The following is a 21,271-nucleotide window of genomic DNA, read 5'->3' as shown; positions in this document are numbered from 1 at the left end:
TATTCCTACTGTCGCTTGAAGGTCAGAGTGAGACCACGCCCACTTTGCAGCTGGCCCGTTCCAATCAATTGAACGCCGCCAGTGGCAGTAACTTGAAAGGTTAGTTGTGCCTCAGTCAGGGAGAGTGCTCCCGGCCTGGCGGAAATGTCAGCAAAAATCTGCTGGAGACTATCCACTGTCTCGGCAAGGTTTTTGCGTAGCGGACCTACAGGGATAGAGCGCAAGACGGCTCTGTCACGATCATTCCCGAATATTCCCATCGCGTCACCCCCATCGGCTTCTTCGTCAGCCGTCACCCAAAAGGAGAGCGTCTGCTCCCCCAGGTCATCTCCGCCATGTTCCATCGACTACTCCTGGCTCTGTACCGGACTCAGTGCACCAACTCTAGTTGTGAGAACCATAGTTTGCACCAGATTGGCGGCAAGGGGCAGCACCGTGGTCCGGGGTACCGCGCCGCTCGCGCGCACTGTGCCGTCGGCCTAGAGCTTGAATCAGCATCCGGTACTCCTCTGGTGCGCTGCTGGCACGGTCCCATAGACAGCCCGTGCACCTCACCCGCGCAGCGGGGTCCACATATGCCTGGTTAGGTGTGGTGCCGGCGGATGAGCGTCGTAAGTGCGAGCTGGGTAGTCGCGGACCCAAGGTGTCAGGGGTCGCTCGTTCGCTGGGGCGCCTCACTCTGACACCCTGACCTCCGTTTCCACGCTGCATGGGCCGAGGGCGGACATGTCTGCCCTGTTGATCAAACTGCCTACTCGTGCAGGGGCATGGTGAAGGGATCGCCTCCATAAGCGTACGAGTTGGCACAGACCTGCTTATCACCTGTCCACGCTGCGAGCAGCCCGCCCTAGCAAAGTGGTCGGGGAGGCCAAGGGGCTAGATGACGACGGGAGCCCTCCCTACATGCTTGAACTTGTCCGCTGCGGTAAGTGCGCAAGGCCCCACCTAGTTGATCGAGGAGGACTATGGAGAAGGCCGGGATAGAGAACCTGGTGTTCTGTGGCCATATCAGCAGCGGCCTTTGAGGCTGCACGTACCTGAGGACCTACTTCGAACCCACGCTTAAGGAAGATGATGTTTTTCCTCAAAGGCATACACAGCGACTGCTGTGATGGTCCGTCGGATACTAGAGGCCGTGTGCATCGACCAGGGAATAGTCGGGGATGCTCTTGGACGGCCCAAGCCCCTTTTCAAGATGCTCGAAGAAATGCGGGATCAAGGAAAGATTGACGGCCGTCTATCTGAGTGGGCACATGACCTCCGCAGCCTCGGTAATGAGGGAGCCCACTACAGCAGTATTTCGGTGACACGTGAGAACGCTCCTGACGGCCTTGCTCTAGCAGAGGCTCTCCTCGACTACCTGCATGTTCTTAACGCCCAGTTCAACAGGTTCAAACAGCGGAGACAGGACGCGCAAGGCAAGCGGCAGTCTCATACTCTTCCGTCGCCAGATGCACGTAAGCAATCCGTGTCGTCAGTCAGGGACCAAACGCCGATCCTGCGTCTCAATAAGTAAGTCAGCCCCAATAGCGGAGTGTTGCGGCGGCGACAGCACTGCGAGCCCCCAGCGGGCGAAAGTGTCCCCATTGTCTGGTACTGATTCTTGACCTGCACTAGTCGGGTGGACAGATCAAGTTGAAGCTGTCCTGAGTGTCCAGCTATGGACCGTTGCAGCTTCCCTGGGATGTTGCAACCCCCCGGGCAAGCCAAGCAACCCCTTGCAGGTTGGCGGACTCGTCGGCACGCGAACAGCCGACCGGGACGCCCTTCCTGGCCGACATAGAGGCCGCAAGCAGGCAAAGGCGATTGGGAGAGTCGGACGACGCCAAGGTGTCGGCACCTGAGACATGACGACGCGACTCGGGATCGCCGAAGCCGAGCTGAGCGTATGTACGACGTACGAGTTCCCGGAAGACGGCAGGCCAGTGCAGTTGTCGACGAGTCGGGAGCCCTACGACCTCACTGCCAGCACACTCGTCGTCCTCCCCAAGGGAAGGCCGCTCGCCGGGGCGAAGGTCGTGAACCGCATGGCGGCGGTCGGAGTGTTCGTCAGCCATGCGGTGGAGCAGCCAGAGCCACGGCAGGCGACCACCGAGGAAGCGTCGTTACTCGGCATCCAGAAGGCCGCACTCGTGACCCACACCCGACGGACGTACTACAACGGCCAAGGCCACCCCGTGGAGACGGCGGGCATCGTGGTGCCCGCCGCGCACTGCGAGATCGTCTACGAGATCCCAATCAGCCGCTGACCGGCCGACCCCAGCAGCTACAAAAAGCAGTGCCCAGCCGTGCCCCCCGCGTGCCCCTTCCGTGCCCGATAGAGCGGGATCCAGGGGAAGAGCGATGCCCGGCAGGGACCGGGCATGGCAACGGCCCCCGACCATGCTTACTGGTCAGGGGCCGTTCACCTGGCGGTGGGTGTGGGATTTGAACCCACGGTGACATCGCTGCCACGACGGTTTTCAAGACCGCTCAGCCAACCCAGTTAGAGCCGCGCGGACCTGCTCTTATGGCCTACGCGATCGTTTTCGGACCTCTCTTGGCCCGTACATGGCCCACGGCCGATCCGGCAAGCCCGGCCCCCTACGAGACCGCTTCTTCCCGAAGCAACTTGAGCGGGCGTCCGACCTTGGACCGGTGCCGTGGCCACCTGCGCTGATCGGTCCGCCGTTGTTCGCTGGCGTTGTCACGCAGTTAGACACTCGCTTCGTGCCGCTGACTCACTCAGTGATCGCAACATGGCAGAAGATCCACAGCGCTCGCACGGTCGATACCACGCACCCTGGGCGTCGCCCAACAGCATCCAACTGGCCTCATCTAGGCGTCGTCCGTCGCCGGCCATGAGGCCGCAGTGCTCGTTACCGTGGAAGACCTCGCGGCTTCCGGCAGCGCTGGCGCGCACCAGCACTGCTGGTTCCCCGGAGCGGTCGACACCCTCGTCTGCGTAGCACGCCTGCATGTACTCCATCGCATCACGTTGGCTAGATGCACTGGTATAGGGCAGCTCTCGTCCGCGCATACTGAACCTCCGTCTGGCCTGGGCGCCACCGCTTCGTCGTGCATGTCTACAGCAAGTCGGCCTCTCAGCTGCCATGTTCAGCGATACACCTCCAGTTCAGCCGTGGCCGTGCTCTGCAGATCCACCCATCCCGCTAGGACCGGGCCATCGAGCGGTGCTTCTGTCCGCGGCCGTGGAGGCTCTACCGCCGACTACCTCGCCCTGTGACCACCGCTTTGGGAGTTCGATCGGCTGCTCAGTCATAGTGGATACGAAGCCTTCGCGACGCCGTCCCAGGGTTGCGCGAGAGTGCTGACATCCGCCGCTGTTGATGTCAGCGGTAGATGTCAGCACTCCAGCTGGCGCTGCACTCAGCCCGGCACTGCTGCACCCGTCATCAAAGCGAAGAAAAGTCCGCCAACGACGCCTTCACAGGAGCCAGCAGCCACTAGGCGGCCAGCAGCCATCAGGGAAGTCACCATAGCCATCACCCTCTCGCACGTGGTCTGAGACATCTCGTCACGGTTGGCGCGAGCGACACGACGGCACGCAAGTGCTACGAGTGCACACAGTCCGGAACCCAGCAGTGCTGGGCTCAACGCAGCGCCGCGCCAGTATTGCAGCAACCGTCCGCCCTGTCTCGACTGCTCTTGCGTCCACCTGTCGGAGTCCGTGCTCGTGCACTGCTGCGCGTTAGCGTGGTTCATACCCGCCGCGCCTGCCAGCGTGCATTTCGCGCCCGAGGCTTACCTACCAACACAACAAGATTCTTCTCGCGAAGAGCTTGGAGCGCCCCCCGTACTTGGACCGCATCAAAGCCTGTCTTCGATTCGATCTCGTGCCTTTGCAAATCTCTCTCGGAGAGGGATGCGAGGACCGCTCTCTGGAGATCGGTCAAATTCGGAGGGGCGAGGTTGGCCGGTACCGCCTCGATCTGCGCAGTCTCCGCGGACGCAACCGGGACTACCGCTCCTTCGGCCAGGCTGCCAAACAGGTCTTCCTCGGGATCTGGGTGGTGCCCGGCCTCAAGTGCGTAGGAGGCAGAGCCGCGATTGCCGAACTGCTCAGCGATGCCCCTGTCCACGAGATCCTTTAGATCTCGGCTGGCAGCCCTGCTGTCGTGGACGCCGGTCGCTGCTCTGTATGAGCTGTTCGTCATCGTTTGGCCGTTGCGCATCATCACAAGCGCAGTCATCTGAGGCCTGGATAGCGGGCCCGTGCCCAGACCCCCCAGCCAGGCGAGTGCGTCATCATCGATCAAAGTATGGTTAGGGAATTCTGCCGTAAAGGAAGAGATATCATCGATGAATCGCGGAGGCTCCATGCCTGCTTCGGTCAACGAAATGCGAATCCGCGCAATTCCGCTACCTCGATTTTCGCAAACCATCCTATTGTCGCTGTAGGGGGTATCTTCCAAGATCTTGAGCAGCGCTCTATTTCGTGAGGAGGAAACAGTTTCCGTGCCTAGGCTGTTCACCTCCACGGGGCCGTAGAGCCCACCGGGATTCCGGATCATAAGCCTGTCCGGGTACATCTCTACCTGCACTTGCATTCCCCGGGCGAACTCGGAGTAGTCCCTGTGCACTAGTGCGTTCACCAAGGCTTCGCGCAAGACTTCTTCTGGATATTCCCACTCGTCTGTGCGGTATAGTCCGGAAACGATACTTCGACGCTTCATGTTGCGTTTAAGAATACGAATGCATTCGCTTACCATCTGCGGGATGGGCCCGTCGATTGAGCGGTTCTCCGTAAAGCGTTCGCCTGAGGGTCCAAGAACGCCGGCCTCGGGCGTTGGGTAGGCGACGAAGGTGATATCGAGCTGAGGCTCAAATTGCTGAGGGTAGGACCCGAATACGAGCAGCCCGGCCAAGGATGGGACCAGCGTGCCCTCGTGCCTGACAAGGACATTGAGCATTCGCAATGCCTCTTCGTCGCTGATCCTAGTGAAGATCTGAGACTTTGTTTCGCGTACGCGGCGCAAAAACCCACGAATAGTTTCTTCGTCGAGGTCAGAGAGAGAAGCTTCTGTAATTGGGCGTAGGTCCTGCCGCTGCTCGCTTCGGTTCGAAAGGAGGACGGATACCTCATAGTCCGTTAGCTTCCGGTCTCCATCGCTTACGCGGAGACGGGATCCCGCCCAAGGGCCTCGATCCTTTTTGTAGCATGGGCGCTGGTCTCGCGGCGTAGGAGGGATCTGACAGAGAATCACGTGGGAGCCGTTAACCTCCACGGTAGCCATCTCGGCACGTACCGGCGGCTCCATTTCGCTGCATACCGCAGCAAGATGCGCTTCAACCTTCGCGGGTTCATTCACGCCGACAATGGTGAAGCAGGATTTTTCATCCACGCCAAGGACAATAAGTCCGCCTTGCGCGTTCGCGAAAGCGCTAACCGTTTCCCACATAGAGGTTGGCAGGCCACCCTGTGAGCGTTTGACCTCGCAGGTGAAGTGATCCCCACCGAAGCGGCGAAGTTTCGCTAGCAAGTCATGCAGCTCGTTCTCCGTCACTGACCTACCTCCTGGTTACTGTGGTAGCCAAGGGTAGCCTCATGCAGGTCTAGCAACCCGCATGAGGTCGCCTGGACACTCATGAGGCTTGCATGTGCTCGTACGGCCTGCATGAGCTGAAGCTCATAGAGGTCAGCCAACAATCACCTCAGCTCCCATTTTGTCCGCCTCGACCCATACATCGTGGAGCGGGCGTGGTTCAGGGCGTCAAGGTGGAGAGCGCCGCTCTACGACCGACCTTGACGCCCTGGGCCGCGTCTGCTCGGCTCTGCCTGGGTCGAAGGTGGTCGCATCTTGAAGCCGCGGGCTTGGTTCTCGACTCATACCCTCGGGCCTACACAGCGGGCGCGCGTCGGCGGCGGCAGCGCCGAGCGGGCCGAAGGCAGGAGCGCGGGCGCAGCCAGAGCCGGGTGCCTTGATGAGGTAGAGAAACCTGTAACGGGCTCCCCATTGTCTCCAGCCAGGCCGTAGCGTGCGGTGGCCTGCATTCTCCCGCAGCTGACACGGCCCCGGCCCTCTTGGCGGCAGGCCACAAGGACAGGACCGGGGTGCCGACGTCGTCTTCGCTACGCGCCCAAGCCACGGCGGTCCGAAACGGCGGTGTCAGCTCGTCAGGTCGGCTGTCCGGGGAGCTACAACAGCCAGGGGTGATTTCGGCAGGCTCAGTGAGCCGACCGGACGCTGTGCGAGCCACCCGGACCGCCGATGCGACGGGCTCTCAGTCCGTACATGAGTGAAGCCGAGCCGCTCGTAGTAGGCGTGAAGATCCTCGTTGGTTCGCCACGTGTCGATCCGCACCCAGTCGCGCCCCTCCAACGTCGCCAGCCGAGAAGTCCAGTCGACGAGGCGTGCACCAAGCTGCCGCCCGGATGCTCGCCGGGCAACGATCAGCTTGTAAAGGTAGAGCGCGGACTCTGGCCGGTCGTCATCGGTCCAGAAGTCTCTGTCGACGGGGCCGCGGCTCACCGTGGCCAGAACTTCGCCGGCACGGTCGACGACAACCCAAGCACGCCCTTCGTCGATCGAGGCCCGCCACTTCGTGATCGCCTTCCCGCCAGTCTCGGGATCGCTCCACTGGTCGGTCCCTTTGGACCCAAGCCACTGCTCGGCTTCCGTCCTCAGCTTCATGAGGACCGGTACGTCATCCGCCCGTGCCGGGCGGATGAACTCAGTCGGTGTCGACTTCATAGAGGATCTTGTGCCTGTCTCCGGGGAGGATGGTGACCATGCAACGCAACGGCTTACCGTCTGCGTCATAGCCCGTGCGGGTGTGCTCGGCTACAGGGGTTGCCGCAGGTAGAGCAAGCAGTTCGGCTTCCTGCCGTGTTGGCATGCGAACGGCGATTTCGTCCCTGTACTTAGTCTGGATGAGCCCGATCGAGGCGAGAACGCCGCCCGGTGCTGCCACGTCGCGCGGTTCCATGAGCAGGGTGCCGGTCACCAGTTCCTGCGGAAAGTACGAGTCCGCCAGCGCGTAGGGACGGTTGTCGACATACCGGACACGCTTACGCGCCACCGCAAGGCCGCCATCCGGCAGGGCAAGCGCATCTCGTACATGAGAGGGCGGCTCAACGATGGACACCGTGATGTCTTGACGGGGCTCCTTGCCCTCGCCCGCCACCACGCTTGCCCACTGGTCACCGGCCGTCTTCCCGTCCACCGCGTTCGCGTGACGGCTCCGGCTTTCCAGCGTCGTCCAGTTCCAGACGACAGGCGGGAAGTCCTCACGGACGTACTTTCCCTGCCCCCACCCGGTGACTACTAGCCCCTCCTCGACAAGGGCCCTGACGCCGGCACGTACGGTCTCGCGGCTGTAGCCGTACTGACTCATCAGCTTCGACTCGCTGGGCAGCACCGCCCCGGCCTCAAGATCCCCGGTTTCAATCTGCCTGCGCAGGTCAGCAGCGATCTCCTGCGCTTTGGTCATTCCGCGTCGCACGGGCATCTCCAACCCCTCTGCTCCAACTCCTCCGTACAAGTTAGACGAGAAGGCTTGACGCGCCAACCTTGCGTGGGCAAACTCATGTCACAGCACTCCTCCAGACAAGTCGTACGGGGTGTCATGTATAGGGGTGGCTCCTCTTTGGGCTGCCGCAAGCAGAGGGCGGGGACGCTGCAATCCCGCTAAAGGCCAGGGGACAGGGCTTCGGCCCAACTGGCGAGGTGGCCCGGTGACCGCGAGCAACGGCCGGCGAGTGGGGACACAGATCCCCCTTGCAGTGATTGCCCTAGTCCGAACACCAGGAAGGAACCCCATGAGCCAGCGAAGTACGTGGGCGCCGTCCGTGCTGGACCGGCCGGAGCGGTAAGCCCCTCGCGTCATCGCCTGATATGCCGCTTGTGCGGCTGGTTGCCTCCTCCGCCCGTCCAGGCTGCCTAGCGCGGCACTGTACGGGCGGGGCAGAGGGGAGCCGGATCATCCACCCCTTCCCCCTGGGAGCCGTCGTGAGTGAAGTTGAGATCGTCTCTTTCGGTTACCTGCACGGCGAGCCGCCGGCCGCACACCTGACCATCGACCTGCGTCATCACTTCCGTGACCCGCACGTCAGCCCGGAGCTGCGGTACATGACCGCCGACGACGAGCCGGTCCGCACCGCGGTACTGAACACCCCCGGTATCACCGCGCTGGTCGAGGCCGCCGCCGCATCCGTGAACGCGTTCGCGTCCGGCCCCAGTGCCGGTGTCGTGACGGTGGCCGACGGATGCGCCGGCGGACGTCACCGGGCTCCCACCTTCGCCCGCGCTCTGGCCGACCGGCTCACCGCCGCCGGACACTCGGTGGTCGTCCGCCACCGGGACCTGGCCAAGGCCGTCGTCCAGCGCTGACCCCCACCACCTCAGCCCCGGACCCGCACTGCGGGAGCCGTGACGACGCCGGACCAGATCCGGCCCGGGGCACTGGGCGCCCGCATGGGCGGCCTTCCTCACACAACGGCGCGGCCCCGGTGCTCTAACACCGGGGCCGCTTACAGGCCGTCTCACGACTAGGAGAAAACGACCCATGAAGAACATTGTGGCCGGTCGCATCGCGACCAGCACCACCGAGTTCATCGAACTGGCCCTGGGTACCCCGCTGGAGCTGTGGCTGGGTGTCGAGGGGGAAAGCGAGATGGAGGCCGCGGCCCGGATGGACGCGGCCCGCGACATCCTCGCCGACAGCCCCAACCTCCCCGACCGCGTGAGCCGGATCGCCGCTGAGGCGATCGAGGCGTTCGCGCCGGAGCTGTTCAACGTCGTTCCGCTCCCCGCCCGTCGGCCGGTTCGCCGCCGGCAGTACCGGGGCGGTGTGGCGGCATGAGCGCCCCGACGCTGAACACGGATCGGCCGGCGGTTCCGCCTCTGACCCGCCCGGAACTCGGTCTGGCCGGTGTCGGTGCGCTCGCCGCGGCGGGTGTCGGCGCCCTGGGGCTGATCTCTTCCTTCGACGCGGTGTCCGAGGCAGCAGCGCGGTGGGGGTTCGGTGAGCCGTGGATGGTGCCGGTCGGGATGGACGTCTCTATCCCGGTGTTCTCGGTGGCGAACCTGCTGCTGATCCGGATGGATATGGGGCTGGCGTGGGTGCGGTTCGTGCCCTGGATCCTGACCCTGGTCACCTGCGGATTGAACGTCTCCGCAGGGCATGGGCTGTGGGCGAAGGTCGCGCACGGGACGATGCCGCTGCTGTGGGTGGTGTTTTCCGAGATCGGCGCGCACATCTACGCCTCCCGCATCGGCGCGGTGACCGGTCGGCGCATGGACAAGATCCGCGCCTCCCGGTGGCTGCTCGCCTTCCCCTCCACCTTCGCGTTGTGGCGGCGGATGACGTTGTGGGAGATCACCTCCTACGCCGATGCACTGGCCCGGGAACGGGAACGCGTGCTGGCCCGCGCGGAGCTCCGCGAGCAGCACGGACGGCGGTGGAGGTCGAAGACACCACGACGCGCCCGGGTCCTGCTCAAGCTCGGGGAGAGCAGCCCCGAGGCCGAGCAGGAGACACCGGCCGACGAGCCCCAGCCCCAGCCCGGAGCTGAACCCGAGAGCAAGGCGAAGCCGACCGCCAAGCGGCCCGCCCGCCGCGCCGCGGGCAAGGCGAAGGGGAAGCGGACCCCGGAAGAGATCTTGTCCGAGGCGCGTGAGGTCACCACGGCATGGCCGGACGCAGCACTGACCGCGGACCGCATCCGTACCGAGCTGCACGTCTCGCAGGCAACCGCCCGCACCCTGCGCGACACCCTCAAGGCCGAGCGCGCCGCGACCCCGCTGCGCTCCGTCGACACCGAGCAGGCAGACCACGGTGACGGCCCCGGGGCGGTGGCGGCATGAACACGCTCTTATCCATGTTCGCCGCTGCCGGTCCGCTTGCTGCCGGGTGGTCCGTCCACACCATGTGGATGCGCCGTCGCCTGCACACCGCCCGCCGCGATCCGCTGACCGGGCTGCACACCCGCGATGGTTTCACCCGCCGGGCCACTGCCCTGCTCAAGGACCCGCGGGCGGTGGTGGTCCTCGCGGACGTCGACCACTTCAAGCAGATCAACGACCGCTTCGGCCACGCGGCGGGGGACGCGCTGTTGCAGGTGACCGCGTCCCGGCTGGCCCACTACGTCGGCCGGACCGGCGTCGCGGGACGGCTCGGGGGCGACGAGTTCGCCGCCGTTGTCATCGACGACCACGGCACCGTCTCGGACCTGCTCGCCGTCCTGCACGGTGTGCTCGCCCGACCGGCCAGCAACACGGCACCGGACGTACACACCACGGTGTCGCTCGGCTGGGTCCGCGCCGAAGACCACCCCGGCGAAGACCTCTCCGCACTGCTGCGCCGGGCCGATGAGGCGATGTACGCGGCGAAGCAGGGCCGGGCCGGGGTACGCCGGGCCGGGCTCGGCAAGCTGTTCGCGAGCGTCGCCGGACGCCGCTCGGGTCGCCGCGGTGCATCGAGGCCTGGGGCAGTCGCATGAGCGGCCTGCGGATCGGCTCGGTGTGCTCCGGATACCGGGGCCTGGACGTGGCCGTGGAAGCCGTGTACGGCGGGACTCCCGCCTGGGTCGCGGACAACGACCCGGGCGCCGCCCGCATCCTGGCCCACCACCTCCCCCACGTCCCGAACCTGGGCGACATCACAACCGTCGACTGGCACCAGGTCGAGCCGGTCGACATCTACTGCGGCGGCTACCCGTGCCAGCCGTTCAGCACCGCCGGCAAAAGGAAGGGAACCAAGGATGAGCGGCACATCTGGCCCGACATTGCCCGTGCCCTTGGGGTTCTACGACCCCGAGTCGCAGTCTTTGAGAACGTCGGCGGACACCTTCGACTCGGATTCGACATCGTCCTCGCTGACCTTGCCCGCCTCGGGTTCGATGTTGAATGGGACGTTGTACGCGCGTCGGAGGTCGGCGCTCCCCACCAACGGCGCCGCCTCATCATCGTCGCCACTGCTCAAGACGCCGACCGCGAACCTCGCGATCAATGGGGGTTCGCAACACCCGGACAAGCGGAAGGCGGGCGGGCACGGTCCGACGTTGGCGGACGAGGTGGAGCACCTGCTGCCCACCCCGACGGCCACGCCCTACGGGAACAACCAGTCGCCGAGCCCCGGCGCCGCGGTCCGGCCATCCTTGAACTCGCTGGCTCCCACGCTGCTGCCGACACCAGCCGCCACGGACTCAGCGAACACGGCGAACTTCCGGCCGGACGGCACCCCGTACAGCGAGGGGTACGGACCGACGCTCCTCGACGCGGCACGGACACTGCTGCCCACGCCGACAGCGTCGGATGGGGACCGGGCGAGCCTTACCTACGGGCGGGGGAACCCAACGCTGCGTGGGGCCGTTTCAGCCCCGCCATCCACCGTTGGGAGTCCGTCACCGGGCGCCGAGCCCCATGGGCAACTGACGATCGAAATCGACTGAGCCCAGCGTTCGTTGAGTGGCTGATGGGCCTGCCCGCCGGCCACGTCACCGAGGTCCCCGACCTCGGCCGCACCGCGCAGCTCAAAGCGCTGGGCAACGGGGTCGTACCCCAGCAGGCCATCGCCGCACTCCAGCACCTCAATAGAGACCGAGGCGCCGGCCAGTTGCGGCGGTCGGCATGACGGCCATGACCTACGCCAAGTGCTTTGACCCGACCGGGGCCCGGCACGGGATACCGACGTATCCGTGGTGGCTCGCCCCGGATGGATACGCGACGCGACGCCAGCTCAGGGCCCGCGGGCTTCGGCCCGGAGGCCAGGAGGTGCAGGCGCAGTTGATGCGCCGCTCCCGCGGACGGAAGTCCGGGGTGCTGGTCGCTTACCTCTACCGCATCGAGCACGCCAAGCCGGTCCGCCCGATGACCCCGGGCCGCGCCTCCGCGCTCGCCAAGGCGATGACCGCGCGCCGCACCTGCCCGGAGTGCCGGACGGATGCCGGGTACTGCATCCCGACGTCGCTCGGCATGTGCGTGTCCTGCGCCTACCCCTCCTGAACAGCGCACCGCCTCGGCACCCATGCCGCGAGGGCGCCGGATCAGATCCGGCCCGGGGCACGCACCACACCACCCCGACCAGCTGAGGACGCGTTCATGGACATCACGACTGCCACCCCCACCACGTCCGAGCAGGCCCGCGAGGACCGTAACCGGCGCCGCCGTGACCAGCGCCGCATAGAGGGCCGACTACGTATGGCCCGGCACGCCGCGAGCGAGCTCATCAGGTACGGCCGGTGGGACGGCGACGAACCCGCCGCGACGCCGGAGGACGTCGTCAGCCAGACCGAGGCCATGTACGGCGGCTACCTCAAGGGTGTCCCGATCACCGAGGCCGAGGCCACGTTCGCGCTCGGCTTCGCGAAGAACCTCAAGGCGTCGTTTGAGGACAACCAGCGGCCCGTCCGCGAGGCCGCGCGCCGCATCCTCGCCGCCTGAGCAGCACGTCCGCCCCGATGGTCGCAGCAGAGGTTCGACTCCCGTGCGGGGCACGCACCGCTCAACAGGGTCCGGACGATCTGCCGTCCAAAGCGCCGTCCGGACCCTTTTCCAACCCCAGCTGTCCGGGAAGGACCGTCAGTGAATCACGACGACGAAAGTGAACTCTTCCACCGACTCGAAGCCGACATGAACACCCCCGCCGGACCCGACTCGGGCGGGGACGTGGTCGACCTCGACAAGGCCCGCACCGCCCGTTCCGAGTCGGCCGACTCGTTCACCGGCCGGTCGGCCGACCCGCATCCGGCACAGTCGGTTGACGAGTCGGGCGACCCGACCGAGCCGATGATGGTCGACGGTCCGGCCATGGTCGGCCCCGGGTTCCTGGGCCGACTCATGGGCGCCAAGCGCCGGTCGATCCTCCCGGCGTGGCTGCACTCCACCACGGAGTTCAAGACCGCTGCCCGGTGGGCCACAGGCCACTACGGGCACCTTGCCGGGTACCACTCGCTGCGCTCGCCGTACTACGCGACCAGGCTCGCGTTCCAGGCCCCGCGCGGGGCTGCGAAGGTGGTAGGCGGGACGGCGCGGTGGGTGTCCGACCGGGAGGGCGAGCCGGTCCGGCTCGCGTCCGTCCGGCGCGAGGACGCGGCCGAGTACCTGAAGCTGTCCCGGCAGCGGGACGGCAGGGTGAGGCTGCGGACCCTGGTGACCGTGCTCGGCATGTTCGTCGGAGTCGGTGCCGCGCTCGCCATCTACGTCCTGGCCCCCGGGTGGCTCCAGGCTCTCTCGGTCGGGGCGCTGCTGCTGGCGTTGGGGTCGGCCGGCACGCAGGCCGACGCACCGGTCATCACCCGGGCCGTGGAGATGACGAAGGCGCCCAAGCTCACCTCTGACATCGTGCTGCGTGCCCTGGGTGCGCTGGGGATTCCGGCGATCAACCAGGCGCAGGGCAAGGGGCGGGACGGGTTCACGTTCACCGCCCCGATCACGCGGGACGGGCCGGGGTGGCGTGCGGAGGGTGACCTCCCCTACGGCGTCACGGCTACCGATGTGATCGAGCGCCGGGACAAGCTGGCCTCCGGGCTACGCCGCAAGCTCGGGTGCGTGTGGCCCGAGCCCGTCCCGGACGAGCACACCGGGCGCCTGGTGATCTGGGTCGGGGATCAGGACATGTCAACCGCGACGAAGCCCGCATGGCCGCTCATCAAGGGTGGCTCGGTGGACCTGTTCAAGCCGGTTTCCTTCGGCACTGACCAGCGCGGACGCTGGGTCGACATCACCCTGATGTACATCGCAGGCGTCATCGGAGCCATCCCCCGGATGGGCAAGACGTTCCTGCTGCGCCTGCTCCTGCTCATCGCCGCCCTCGACTCCCGGGCCGAAGTCCACACCTACGACCTCAAGGGCACCGGCGACCTCGACCCCGTGGGCGAGCGCGTCTCGCACCGCCACCGGGCCGGTGACGACGACGAGGACATTGAGTACGCGCTCGCTGATCTGCGGGAACTGCGGGCCGAGCTGCGCCGCCGGGCCAAGATGATCCGCTCCCTGCCCCGCGACATCTGCCCCGAGTCGAAGGTGACATCCGAGCTGGCGGACAAGCCGAAGCTGGGTTTGCACCCGATCGTGATCGGGGTGGATGAGTGCCAGGTCTGGTTCGAGCACCCCAAGCACGGGGCCGAGTTCGAAGAGATCTGCACCGACCTGGTCAAGCGCGGCCCCGCCACCGGCATCGTCCTCCTGCTCGCCACACAGCGCCCCGACGCAAAGGCCCTGCCCACCGGCATCTCCGCGAACGCGTCGGCCCGGTGGTGCCTCAAGGTCATGGGCCAGCTGGAGAACGACATGGTCCTGGGCACCAGCAGCTACAAGCGGGGCATCCGAGCCACGATGTTCTCCTGGAAGGACAAGGGCATCCACTACTTCGTCGGTGAAGGCGCCGACGCACGGATCGTCTCCTCCGTCTACATCGACGCGCCCATGGCCGAGGTCATCGGGCTGCGGGCCCGCCGCTTGCGCGAGGCCGCCGGACGCCTCACCGGACATGCCGCGGGCGAGTCGTTCGAAGAGCGTGAGTCGTCCGGGTTCGATCTGCTCGCGGACATCCTCGCGGTCGTGCCGGCCGAGGAACCCAAGCTGTGGTCCGAAGTCGTCGTAGCGCGTCTGGCTGAGCTTCGGCCGGACGTCTACGGCGGGTGGGAGCCCGAGCAGCTGGCCGCCGCTCTCAAGCCGCACGGCGTCAACACCGGTCAGGTGTGGGGCAAGACCGAGGCCGGGAAGGGCGCCAACCGGCGCGGTATCGAGCGCTCCCGCATCCTCACCGTAATTGCGGAGCGTGACGGAAATCGAGACGCGGGCTAGCCGATCCGGCCGCTAGACCTAGCAGCACACCCCGCTAGGTCTAGCGGCCCCGCTAGCACCCCAAACCCGCATTGATCAGGGAGCTAGCTACTAGCGCCCCACCTGCGAAAACCCCCGAAACAGGCCCGGGAGGCCCTTCATGACCCCTGCCCTGCTCGCTAGCGCACTCCTCCTGCTCGTCACGCTCTGTTATAGCGGTTTGTGTGTGGCCTCGCCGTTCGGGGACTGCCGCAAGTGCCGCGGCTGGGGCTTCGCGACGAAGACCGACCGCAAGGGCCGGGCCAAGCGCGGCAAGGACTGCCGCCGCTGCAAGGCCACCGGCAAACGCATCCGCATCGGCCGCCACCTCTACAACGTCGCCGCCCGACTCCACCGCGACGGCACCCGCTAACCCACCCCGCCACACGCACCGGAAAGGGGCCCGTCGTGGCCGTCACCGTCTCCCTGGTCCTGCTCTTCGGACTGGTCCTGTTCTTCCTGCTCCGCTCCAACACCCTCGGCTGGGGCGCCGCGTTCATCGCCGTCATGTTCGGGTTCTTCCTCGCCTCCACCGGCGCCTCCGGCCCCATCAACGAACTCACCACCGCCGTCATCAACGCCGTCCCCAACCTGTAGGAGGCGCCGCCATGAACGAACCCCTGATTCAGCACCACTGGGTGTCGCTCGCGGCCCCGAGGGTAGCCCCCGCGCTCGCCACGTCGACCGTGCTCATCCTGGGCCGGATCTGGAACGCCAACGGCGCCGAACACAGCACCGGCAACGCGGCATTGATGATCGTGCTTGCGGCCGGTGCGGCAACGGCCGGCGCGTTCGCCGCCGGGGGCCGTGGCGGCGGTGACGGGGTCCTCGCCGCGACCGCGTTCGCGACGTCCGGCGCCCTCGCCCTCGCCGGGGTCGCTGGATACGCCGACGGATGGTCGCTGCCGATCCTGCTGTGGGGTGTGGCCACCGCCGTCGCGTACGGGATCGCCGCCCGCTACTGGCGGACCGACCGCCGCGACATCATCGCCCACGCCCGGCAGACCAGCGTCCGGCGCGAGGAACACGGCCACATTGAGCGCGTCGAAGCCCTGCGCGCCGGGGCACAGATCGAGACCGCTCGCGCAGGGGCCGCCTACGCCGAGCAGCTCGCCACTGCGCTTGTCACCCGCGCTGCCCTGCCCGGCTTCGACCCGCAGGCGCTCACGGACGCGGGCCTGCCCGAACTCACCGCACTCACCACCGGCAAGGAGCACTGACATGAGCATCGACCCGCACGAGATCGTCACCGTTGAAATGCGCTGGGACGTCTGCGGATTGATGTCCACGGCCTACAGCCGTGACATCACTCGCGAGCAGCTCGGAGACCTGCTCAGGCAGATCGGCGACATGGCCGATACGTCCGGCGGCGAGCAGTGGCCCGGCCCGGATACCGCGTACGCCGAGGCGCCGGGCGTGGTCTACGAGATCGGCTGGGTCGCTCACTACGCCGCGAACCGGGCGCTCGGCACCGAGACGGTACGGGAGTTCTGGCTTCGCAAGGCCGCACTCCTGGACCGCATCGCGCTCGGAGACCCGGACGCCCCGGCCGATCGAGGCGCCGTTCAACTCGCCATTGAGGCGGCCGGACGGCTGAGGGACTTCGACGACAGCAGTGTCATCTGCGACCCCCGCCACTACGTCCGCCAGCAGTACGCCCGCTGGGCCAAGGACCAGTAGATACGCCCGGGGCGGTCGCCTCTCACCACAAGACCGCGACCGCCCCGGCTCCACTGTCCCTTCGCAGAAACAGGAGAACTACCAGCATGACGCATCAGCACAACCCCGCGTCGCCAGCAGCGACGCTCAGCATCCCCGAGCCCTACCGCGACCGTGTGAGTACCGCCCTGTCCCTCGCCACCGCAGGGGTGCCCGTGCTGCCCCTGCGGGCGGGGAAGATCCCATTCGGGAACTGCCGCGCCTGCGCCGACAACGCGTGCGGCGGCCGGCCGAACATGAAGCGGCCCGGATCGTGCCAGTGCCCCGCCGTGTGCCACGGCTGGGCCGCCGCCACGACCGGCACCGCCGTGCTCACCTCCGCCGCATGGGCAGGGCCGTGGCGTCACGCGCAGGCACTCGCCTACCACCCGGGAGGGGCCGGGCTGACCGTCGTCGACCTCGACAACGCCCACGCCGTCACCTGGGCCCGCGAGACGCTCCCCGCCACGCGGACCGTGCCCACCACCCGCGGCGAACACTGGATCTACCAAGGTGCGATGCGGTCCGCGAATGCCGTCCGCCCCGGTGTCGACATCAAGTCGCTCATGGCCTACACACGTTGGCTCGGGCCCGGCAGCGGCACCATGACCCGCCTACCGGCCGTCGTCCGCGCGTTGGTGGAGAGGGAAGAGACCACCCCCGCCCGCGGGGAGGTGGTCTCTTCCTCCGGCCGCACCGAGTGGGACCGCAGCGTGGCCACGGGCTGCCGCCACACCGAACGCTTCGTCCGCACCGGCCTGGAACGCGGCCTGGCCCTGGTACGGGCCCGTACGGAGTCCGGTGCCGGATCGCAGGCGTTCGGCGTCGCGCAGTTCCTCGCCACGCAGCACACCGCCTGCCCCGGACCGTGCGGGCTCGAAGCCCTCGGCTGGCAGGTGGTCGCCACGGCCGTCTCCGTCGGCGTCCCCGAGCCCTACGCGCACCGGGCCGTAACCAACGGCCTCTACAGCACACCCACCCCCGGGCGGGTCTCATGAGCACCACCGGCCCGACAGCCGCCCTGCAGGCCGTACCCGCGCCGGGCGTGGGCGCGAAAGTCGCCGCCCGCAAGGGCGTCCTTGCTGCTGTTCGCTCGGACCCGCAGCCGGTGCCGGTGCGGTGGCTGCACATCGTGGCCCCACCCTCGTTCAACGCGGCACCGTCGGCACGGTCCTGGTGCCGGTGCGGATACGACCGCACCGCACGGGGCCGAGCCGGGGTCCTGGCCCTGATCGAAGCCCACAACCACCACCCCGAGCACTGCCCGCAGACCAGCCACGCGGAAGGGAGCAAGGCCGCATGACCGCCGATCTGTGGGAGGGATTCAACGCCCTGGACCCCGAGAGCATCACCGGCCCGGTGTGGGACGAACCCGTTCCCCTCAACCACCGCCGCACCCTCCCGGACTTCCCCGTCCACACGCTCCCGGCATGGCTGCGCGACATGGTCTCCGCCGTCGCGGAAGAGACACAGACGCCGCCCGACCTCGCCGGGTGCCTCGCCCTCGGAGTCCTCGCGACAGCGGCCGGCGGACGCGCCACCGTCTGCGTACGCGGGCACTGGCGGGAACCGGTGAACCTCTACACCGCCGTCGCCCTGCCCCCCGGCAACCGCAAGTCCGCCGTCTTCGCCCTCATGACTGGTCCCCTGCTCGCCGCCGAGAAGGCACTCGTCGAGCTCTCCGGACCGCAGCGGGCCGAAGCCGAGACCACCGCCCGGCTCGCCAAATCCGCGGCGGACAAGGCCGCGCAGAAAGCAGCGGCGGCCGAACCCGGACTGCGCGACCAACTCACCGCGGAAGCCGTCCATCTCGCCCAGCAGGCCGACGAACTCACCGTCCCCGCTAAACCCCAACTGGTCGCGGACGACGTGACACCGGAGAGCCTGGCCACGCTGCTGGCCGAGCAGGGCGGCCGGATCAGCGTCATGTCGGCCGAAGGCGAGATCTTCGACATCATCGCCGGACGCTACTCCGGGGCCCCGAACATGGGCGTGTTCCTCAAGGGCCACGCAGGCGACATGGCCCGCGTCAACCGACAGGGCCGCGACCCCCAGCACATCGAGCACCCCGCCGTCACGATGGCACTGGCGATCCAGCCCGAAGTCCTCGACTCCATCGGCCGCGTCAAAGGCGCCGACGGGCGCGGCCTGCTCGCCCGCTTCCTCTACGCCAAACCCCCGTCCCTGGTCGGGCGCCGCAACCTCACCCCCGACCTCATCACCGAAGAGACCACCGCCGCCTACGCCCAACAGCTCGGTGGGCTCACCCTCGCCCTCGCCGACTGGACCGACCCGGCAGTCCTGACCCTGACCCCCGAGGCGGACACGGTGATGCTCGCCTATCAGCGGGTCACCGAATCCCGGCTCGGCAAGGGCGGCTCCCTCGCCCCGATCGTGAAGTGGGCATCCAAGCGGGACGGGGCAGTGGCCCGTATCGCCGGGCTGCTTCACCTCGCCGCCCACCCCGACAACGGATGGGCTCTGCCGATCGAGGCCGCGACCATGGCTGCGGCAACAGAGCTCGGTGACTACTTCACCGCGCACGCGCTCGAAGTCTTCGACGACATGGGATCCGACCCCGCGCAGGAAACCGCCCACCAACTCCTCACCCACATCCGGGACCAGCGGCTGGAGGGGTTCACGAAGCGGGAGCTGTTCCGGGGCCTGTCACGCGGCGACTTCCCCGCGATGACCGATCTGGACCCGGCACTGGCCCTGCTCGAAGAACACGGATGGGTCCGGCAACAGCCTCTGCCCCCGCGCACCGGACGCGGCGGCCGGCCGCCCTCGCCCCGCTACGACACCCACCCCACCCTCACCCCGCCCATCGTCGGCGCGTGACACAACCCCCAATCCGCTGACAGAACTGACACAACCCCCGCCCCACTCCGCTGACCTGCATAAACAGTCAAGATCACGGCTGTGACAAAACCTCCGGAAACTCTGACAGAACCTCCCCGCCCCAGCCGGGCGCTCTGACAGAACCCCCCACCCGGAGGTTCTGTCAGAGTTTCCGGAGGTTTTGTCACGCCACTCGAAACCGGGGAAACCACAGGTCAGCGGCCTAGCGGCGAGGTTCTGTCAGTTCTGTCAGCGATTCCAGCCCCTCAGCGTGAAGGAGCCGATCGTGGCGGCCCGCCCCCAGATGCTCAAGCTCCCCGAAGTCCTCGACGAACTCAACATGTCCCGAGCTGCCTTCTACCGCATGCGTGCCCGCGGCCTCGCGCCGAAGCTCATCAAGCTCCCGAACCACCAGGTTCGCGTACGCCGGTCTGACCTCGACGCATGGCTAGCGAGGTACGAAGAAGCCGCCTGAGTCCGCGCCAACCACCTCTGAGAGGGCCCGCTACGGCGGGCCCTCTCGTCATGGAGAGACATGCTCACCTTCGACGTTGTCATCTGGTCCATCCGGCAGAGGAAAGGCCGGCCGAAGCCCTGGGAGCTCCGCTGGCGAGTCGGAGACGAGGGGCACTCCAAGAGCTACATGACGAAGCCGCAGGCAGACGGACGCCGTTCGCAGCTGATGGTCGCTCTCCGAAAGGGGCAGCAGTTCGACGAGGAGACGGGCCTTCCCGAGAAGGAACTTGCCGCGCTCGCGATGCCTACGTGGTACGAACATGCCAGGGCCTACACGCTGATGAAGTGGCCCGGCGCGGCCGCGAAGCATCGAGCGAGCATCGCGGAATCCCTCGCTGTCGTAACGCCGGTCTTCACCAAAACGACCGGCCCCCGGCCAGACCCCCGGGTGCTGCGGACTGCCCTGTACCAGTGGGCATTCCGGGCCGTCGACGGACCTGGGGATCAGACCGTCTCGCGAGCCGATACCGAAGAGCTCCCCGACGACCTTCGAGAGGCCCTGGATTGGGTGGCCAAGCACTCGATGCGGGTGGACGAAGCCGCGAGGCCAGAGAACGTCCGCGCGGCGCTGTCGGCCCTCTCCAAGCTTCTAAGCGGGAAGCCTGCGGCAGAGAACACCGCAAACCGAAAACGCATGGTGTTGAGCAACGCCTTCCGTTACGCGGTGGAAGAGCGAGCCCTCCTCACCCGACACCCGTTCCTGTCCGTGGACTGGGCGGCCCCGCAGACTTCGGATGAGGTCGACTTCCGTTGGGTGCCGGGCCCCCGGCTCGCTCAGACCCTGCTCGCCGCCGTGGTTACGCAGGGAAGCAGAGGCGAGCATCTGGAGGCGTTTTTCGGCGCCGTCTATTACGTGGCGACACGTCCCGGCGAAGCGGTCGCCCTGCGGCAGTCGGATTTCATCCTGCCGCCGGAGAACGAGCCGGAGGCATGGGGAGAAGTACTCGTGTCGGAGAGCCATCCTGAGGTGGGAAGTGGCTGGACCGACAGCGGGAAGTCTCACGACGAGCGCGGCCTCAAGCACCGTGCGCGCAAGGCCGTACGTGCCGTACCCGTCCCGCCGGTGTACGTCCGCATGGTTCGTTCCCACATCGCCCGCTTCGGTGTGGCCCCGGACGGTCGGCTGTTTCGTGCGGCGCGCGGCGGCCGCCTCACCTCGAACGAGTACTCCGACGTCTGGAACGAAGCGCGCAAGGCTGTGCTCAGCGAGCAGGACCAGGGCACCCGCTTGGCAGACGTTCCGTACACACTGCGCCATGCGGCTATTTCCCTGTGGATCAAGTCCGGCATGGACCCGGTGGAAGCCGCGTACCGCGCTGGCCACAGCCTCGCGGTGCTCTACCGCTTCTACGCCAAGCTCCTCAAGGGTGGTTCGGCAGCGGCAAATCTCCTCGTTGAGCAGGGACTTCGTGCAGAGGAGTAGGACCGATCCTGGCCCATGCATGGCC

The 21,271-nt window shown here is 67.0% G+C and carries 23 protein-coding genes and 2 pseudogenes; 20 read left to right on the top strand and 5 right to left on the bottom strand.

The window, feature by feature from the left end; genetic code table 11:
* Positions 1-5: 5 nt before the first annotated feature.
* Positions 6-260, bottom strand: coding sequence for a Pepco domain-containing protein (locus ACZ601_RS20230; protein WP_469540075.1), 255 nt, complete (start codon positions 258-260; stop codon positions 6-8).
* An 827-nt stretch (positions 261-1,087) separates the two neighbouring features.
* On the opposite strand from ACZ601_RS20230, the pseudogene ACZ601_RS20225 reads away from it, so the two are divergent.
* A pseudogene (locus ACZ601_RS20225) lies at positions 1,088-1,516 on the top strand (DUF4145 domain-containing protein); the annotation flags it as partial.
* Positions 1,517-1,847: 331 nt separating this feature from the next.
* Positions 1,848-2,249: a UTRA domain-containing protein gene (locus tag ACZ601_RS20220; protein WP_469539759.1), complete on the top strand. Its 402-nt coding sequence runs from the start codon at positions 1,848-1,850 to the stop codon at positions 2,247-2,249.
* A gap of 1,452 nt (positions 2,250-3,701) precedes the next feature.
* Here ACZ601_RS20220 and ACZ601_RS20215 read toward each other — a convergent pair.
* The 3 genes from ACZ601_RS20215 to ACZ601_RS20205 all read right to left on the bottom strand — a co-directional run bounded on the left by ACZ601_RS20215 (position 3,702) and on the right by ACZ601_RS20205 (position 7,452).
* Positions 3,702-5,507 (bottom strand): ATP-binding protein, encoded by a 1,806-nt coding sequence (locus ACZ601_RS20215; RefSeq protein ID WP_469539757.1) that lies wholly within the window; start codon positions 5,505-5,507, stop codon positions 3,702-3,704.
* Positions 5,508-6,110: 603 nt separating this feature from the next.
* The gene (locus ACZ601_RS20210) at positions 6,111-6,695 is read right to left on the bottom strand and encodes a GNAT family N-acetyltransferase (protein WP_469539754.1); all 585 of its coding nucleotides are present in this window, start codon (positions 6,693-6,695) and stop codon (positions 6,111-6,113) included.
* Positions 6,676-7,452 carry a GntR family transcriptional regulator gene (locus ACZ601_RS20205; protein ID WP_469539752.1) on the bottom strand — a complete coding sequence of 259 codons (777 nt, stop codon included), beginning with the start codon at positions 7,450-7,452 and terminating at the stop codon, positions 6,676-6,678. The genes ACZ601_RS20210 and ACZ601_RS20205 overlap by 20 nt, the downstream gene beginning before the upstream one ends.
* Before the next feature lie 500 nt (positions 7,453-7,952).
* On the opposite strand from ACZ601_RS20205, the gene ACZ601_RS20200 reads away from it, so the two are divergent.
* The 5 genes and pseudogenes from ACZ601_RS20200 to ACZ601_RS20180 all read left to right on the top strand — a co-directional run.
* Complete coding sequence (locus tag ACZ601_RS20200) at positions 7,953-8,333, top strand: RapZ C-terminal domain-containing protein (protein WP_469539749.1); 381 nt, start codon at positions 7,953-7,955, stop codon at positions 8,331-8,333.
* Between the two features lie 175 nt (positions 8,334-8,508).
* Positions 8,509-8,805, top strand: coding sequence for a hypothetical protein (locus ACZ601_RS20195; RefSeq protein ID WP_469539746.1), 297 nt, complete (start codon positions 8,509-8,511; stop codon positions 8,803-8,805).
* Positions 8,802-9,809: a DUF2637 domain-containing protein gene (locus ACZ601_RS20190; protein ID WP_469539744.1), complete on the top strand. Its 1,008-nt coding sequence runs from the start codon at positions 8,802-8,804 to the stop codon at positions 9,807-9,809. The genes ACZ601_RS20195 and ACZ601_RS20190 overlap by 4 nt, the downstream gene beginning before the upstream one ends.
* Complete coding sequence (locus ACZ601_RS20185) at positions 9,806-10,444, top strand: GGDEF domain-containing protein (RefSeq protein ID WP_469539741.1); 639 nt, start codon at positions 9,806-9,808, stop codon at positions 10,442-10,444. Before ACZ601_RS20190 ends, ACZ601_RS20185 begins: the two co-directional genes overlap by 4 nt.
* Positions 10,441-10,881, top strand: a pseudogene (locus ACZ601_RS20180) (DNA cytosine methyltransferase); the annotation flags it as partial. The gene ACZ601_RS20185 and the pseudogene ACZ601_RS20180, both read left to right, overlap by 4 nt.
* Before the next feature lie 171 nt (positions 10,882-11,052).
* Here the strand turns inward: ACZ601_RS20180 and ACZ601_RS20175 are convergent.
* The gene (locus ACZ601_RS20175) at positions 11,053-11,244 is read right to left on the bottom strand and encodes a hypothetical protein (protein ID WP_469540122.1); all 192 of its coding nucleotides are present in this window, start codon (positions 11,242-11,244) and stop codon (positions 11,053-11,055) included.
* Positions 11,245-11,418: 174 nt separating this feature from the next.
* On the opposite strand from ACZ601_RS20175, the gene ACZ601_RS20170 reads away from it, so the two are divergent.
* The 13 genes from ACZ601_RS20170 to ACZ601_RS20110 all read left to right on the top strand — a co-directional run bounded on the left by ACZ601_RS20170 (position 11,419) and on the right by ACZ601_RS20110 (position 21,246).
* Positions 11,419-11,577: a hypothetical protein gene (locus tag ACZ601_RS20170; RefSeq protein WP_469540119.1), complete on the top strand. Its 159-nt coding sequence runs from the start codon at positions 11,419-11,421 to the stop codon at positions 11,575-11,577.
* Positions 11,574-11,948 carry an RRQRL motif-containing zinc-binding protein gene (locus tag ACZ601_RS20165; protein ID WP_469539738.1) on the top strand — a complete coding sequence of 125 codons (375 nt, stop codon included), beginning with the start codon at positions 11,574-11,576 and terminating at the stop codon, positions 11,946-11,948. The genes ACZ601_RS20170 and ACZ601_RS20165 overlap by 4 nt, the downstream gene beginning before the upstream one ends.
* A 96-nt stretch (positions 11,949-12,044) precedes the next feature.
* Positions 12,045-12,386: a hypothetical protein gene (locus tag ACZ601_RS20160; RefSeq protein ID WP_469539735.1), complete on the top strand. Its 342-nt coding sequence runs from the start codon at positions 12,045-12,047 to the stop codon at positions 12,384-12,386.
* 141 nt (positions 12,387-12,527) lie between these two features.
* Positions 12,528-14,750 carry a cell division protein FtsK gene (locus ACZ601_RS20155; protein WP_469539733.1) on the top strand — a complete coding sequence of 741 codons (2,223 nt, stop codon included), beginning with the start codon at positions 12,528-12,530 and terminating at the stop codon, positions 14,748-14,750.
* 139 nt (positions 14,751-14,889) lie between these two features.
* The gene (locus ACZ601_RS20150) at positions 14,890-15,141 is read left to right on the top strand and encodes a hypothetical protein (RefSeq protein WP_469539730.1); all 252 of its coding nucleotides are present in this window, start codon (positions 14,890-14,892) and stop codon (positions 15,139-15,141) included.
* 35 nt (positions 15,142-15,176) lie between these two features.
* Entirely contained in the window at positions 15,177-15,365 is a 189-nt protein-coding gene (locus tag ACZ601_RS20145; protein ID WP_469539728.1) for a hypothetical protein, read from the top strand.
* Between the two features lie 11 nt (positions 15,366-15,376).
* Positions 15,377-15,988 carry a hypothetical protein gene (locus ACZ601_RS20140; RefSeq protein ID WP_469539725.1) on the top strand — a complete coding sequence of 204 codons (612 nt, stop codon included), beginning with the start codon at positions 15,377-15,379 and terminating at the stop codon, positions 15,986-15,988.
* 1 nt (position 15,989) lies between these two features.
* Complete coding sequence (locus tag ACZ601_RS20135; RefSeq protein ID WP_469539723.1) at positions 15,990-16,448, top strand: hypothetical protein; 459 nt, start codon at positions 15,990-15,992, stop codon at positions 16,446-16,448.
* Positions 16,449-16,534: 86 nt separating this feature from the next.
* Positions 16,535-17,464, top strand: a complete 930-nt coding sequence (locus ACZ601_RS20130) for a bifunctional DNA primase/polymerase (protein ID WP_469539720.1) — start codon at positions 16,535-16,537, stop codon at positions 17,462-17,464.
* Positions 17,461-17,769 (top strand): hypothetical protein, encoded by a 309-nt coding sequence (locus ACZ601_RS20125; protein ID WP_469539718.1) that lies wholly within the window; start codon positions 17,461-17,463, stop codon positions 17,767-17,769. Before ACZ601_RS20130 ends, ACZ601_RS20125 begins: the two co-directional genes overlap by 4 nt.
* Positions 17,766-19,307: a YfjI family protein gene (locus ACZ601_RS20120; protein WP_469539716.1), complete on the top strand. Its 1,542-nt coding sequence runs from the start codon at positions 17,766-17,768 to the stop codon at positions 19,305-19,307. The genes ACZ601_RS20125 and ACZ601_RS20120 overlap by 4 nt, the downstream gene beginning before the upstream one ends.
* 304 nt (positions 19,308-19,611) lie before the next feature.
* Positions 19,612-19,782, top strand: coding sequence for a helix-turn-helix transcriptional regulator (locus tag ACZ601_RS20115; protein ID WP_356320837.1), 171 nt, complete (start codon positions 19,612-19,614; stop codon positions 19,780-19,782).
* Between the two features lie 60 nt (positions 19,783-19,842).
* Positions 19,843-21,246, top strand: a complete 1,404-nt coding sequence (locus tag ACZ601_RS20110) for a tyrosine-type recombinase/integrase (RefSeq protein ID WP_469539713.1) — start codon at positions 19,843-19,845, stop codon at positions 21,244-21,246.
* Positions 21,247-21,271 lie beyond the last annotated feature (25 nt).

This window comes from Streptomyces sp. NPDC104307, assembly GCF_055584045.1.
Note: the sequence above shows the minus strand (reverse complement) of the source record. Positions and strands in the feature narration are given on the sequence as shown.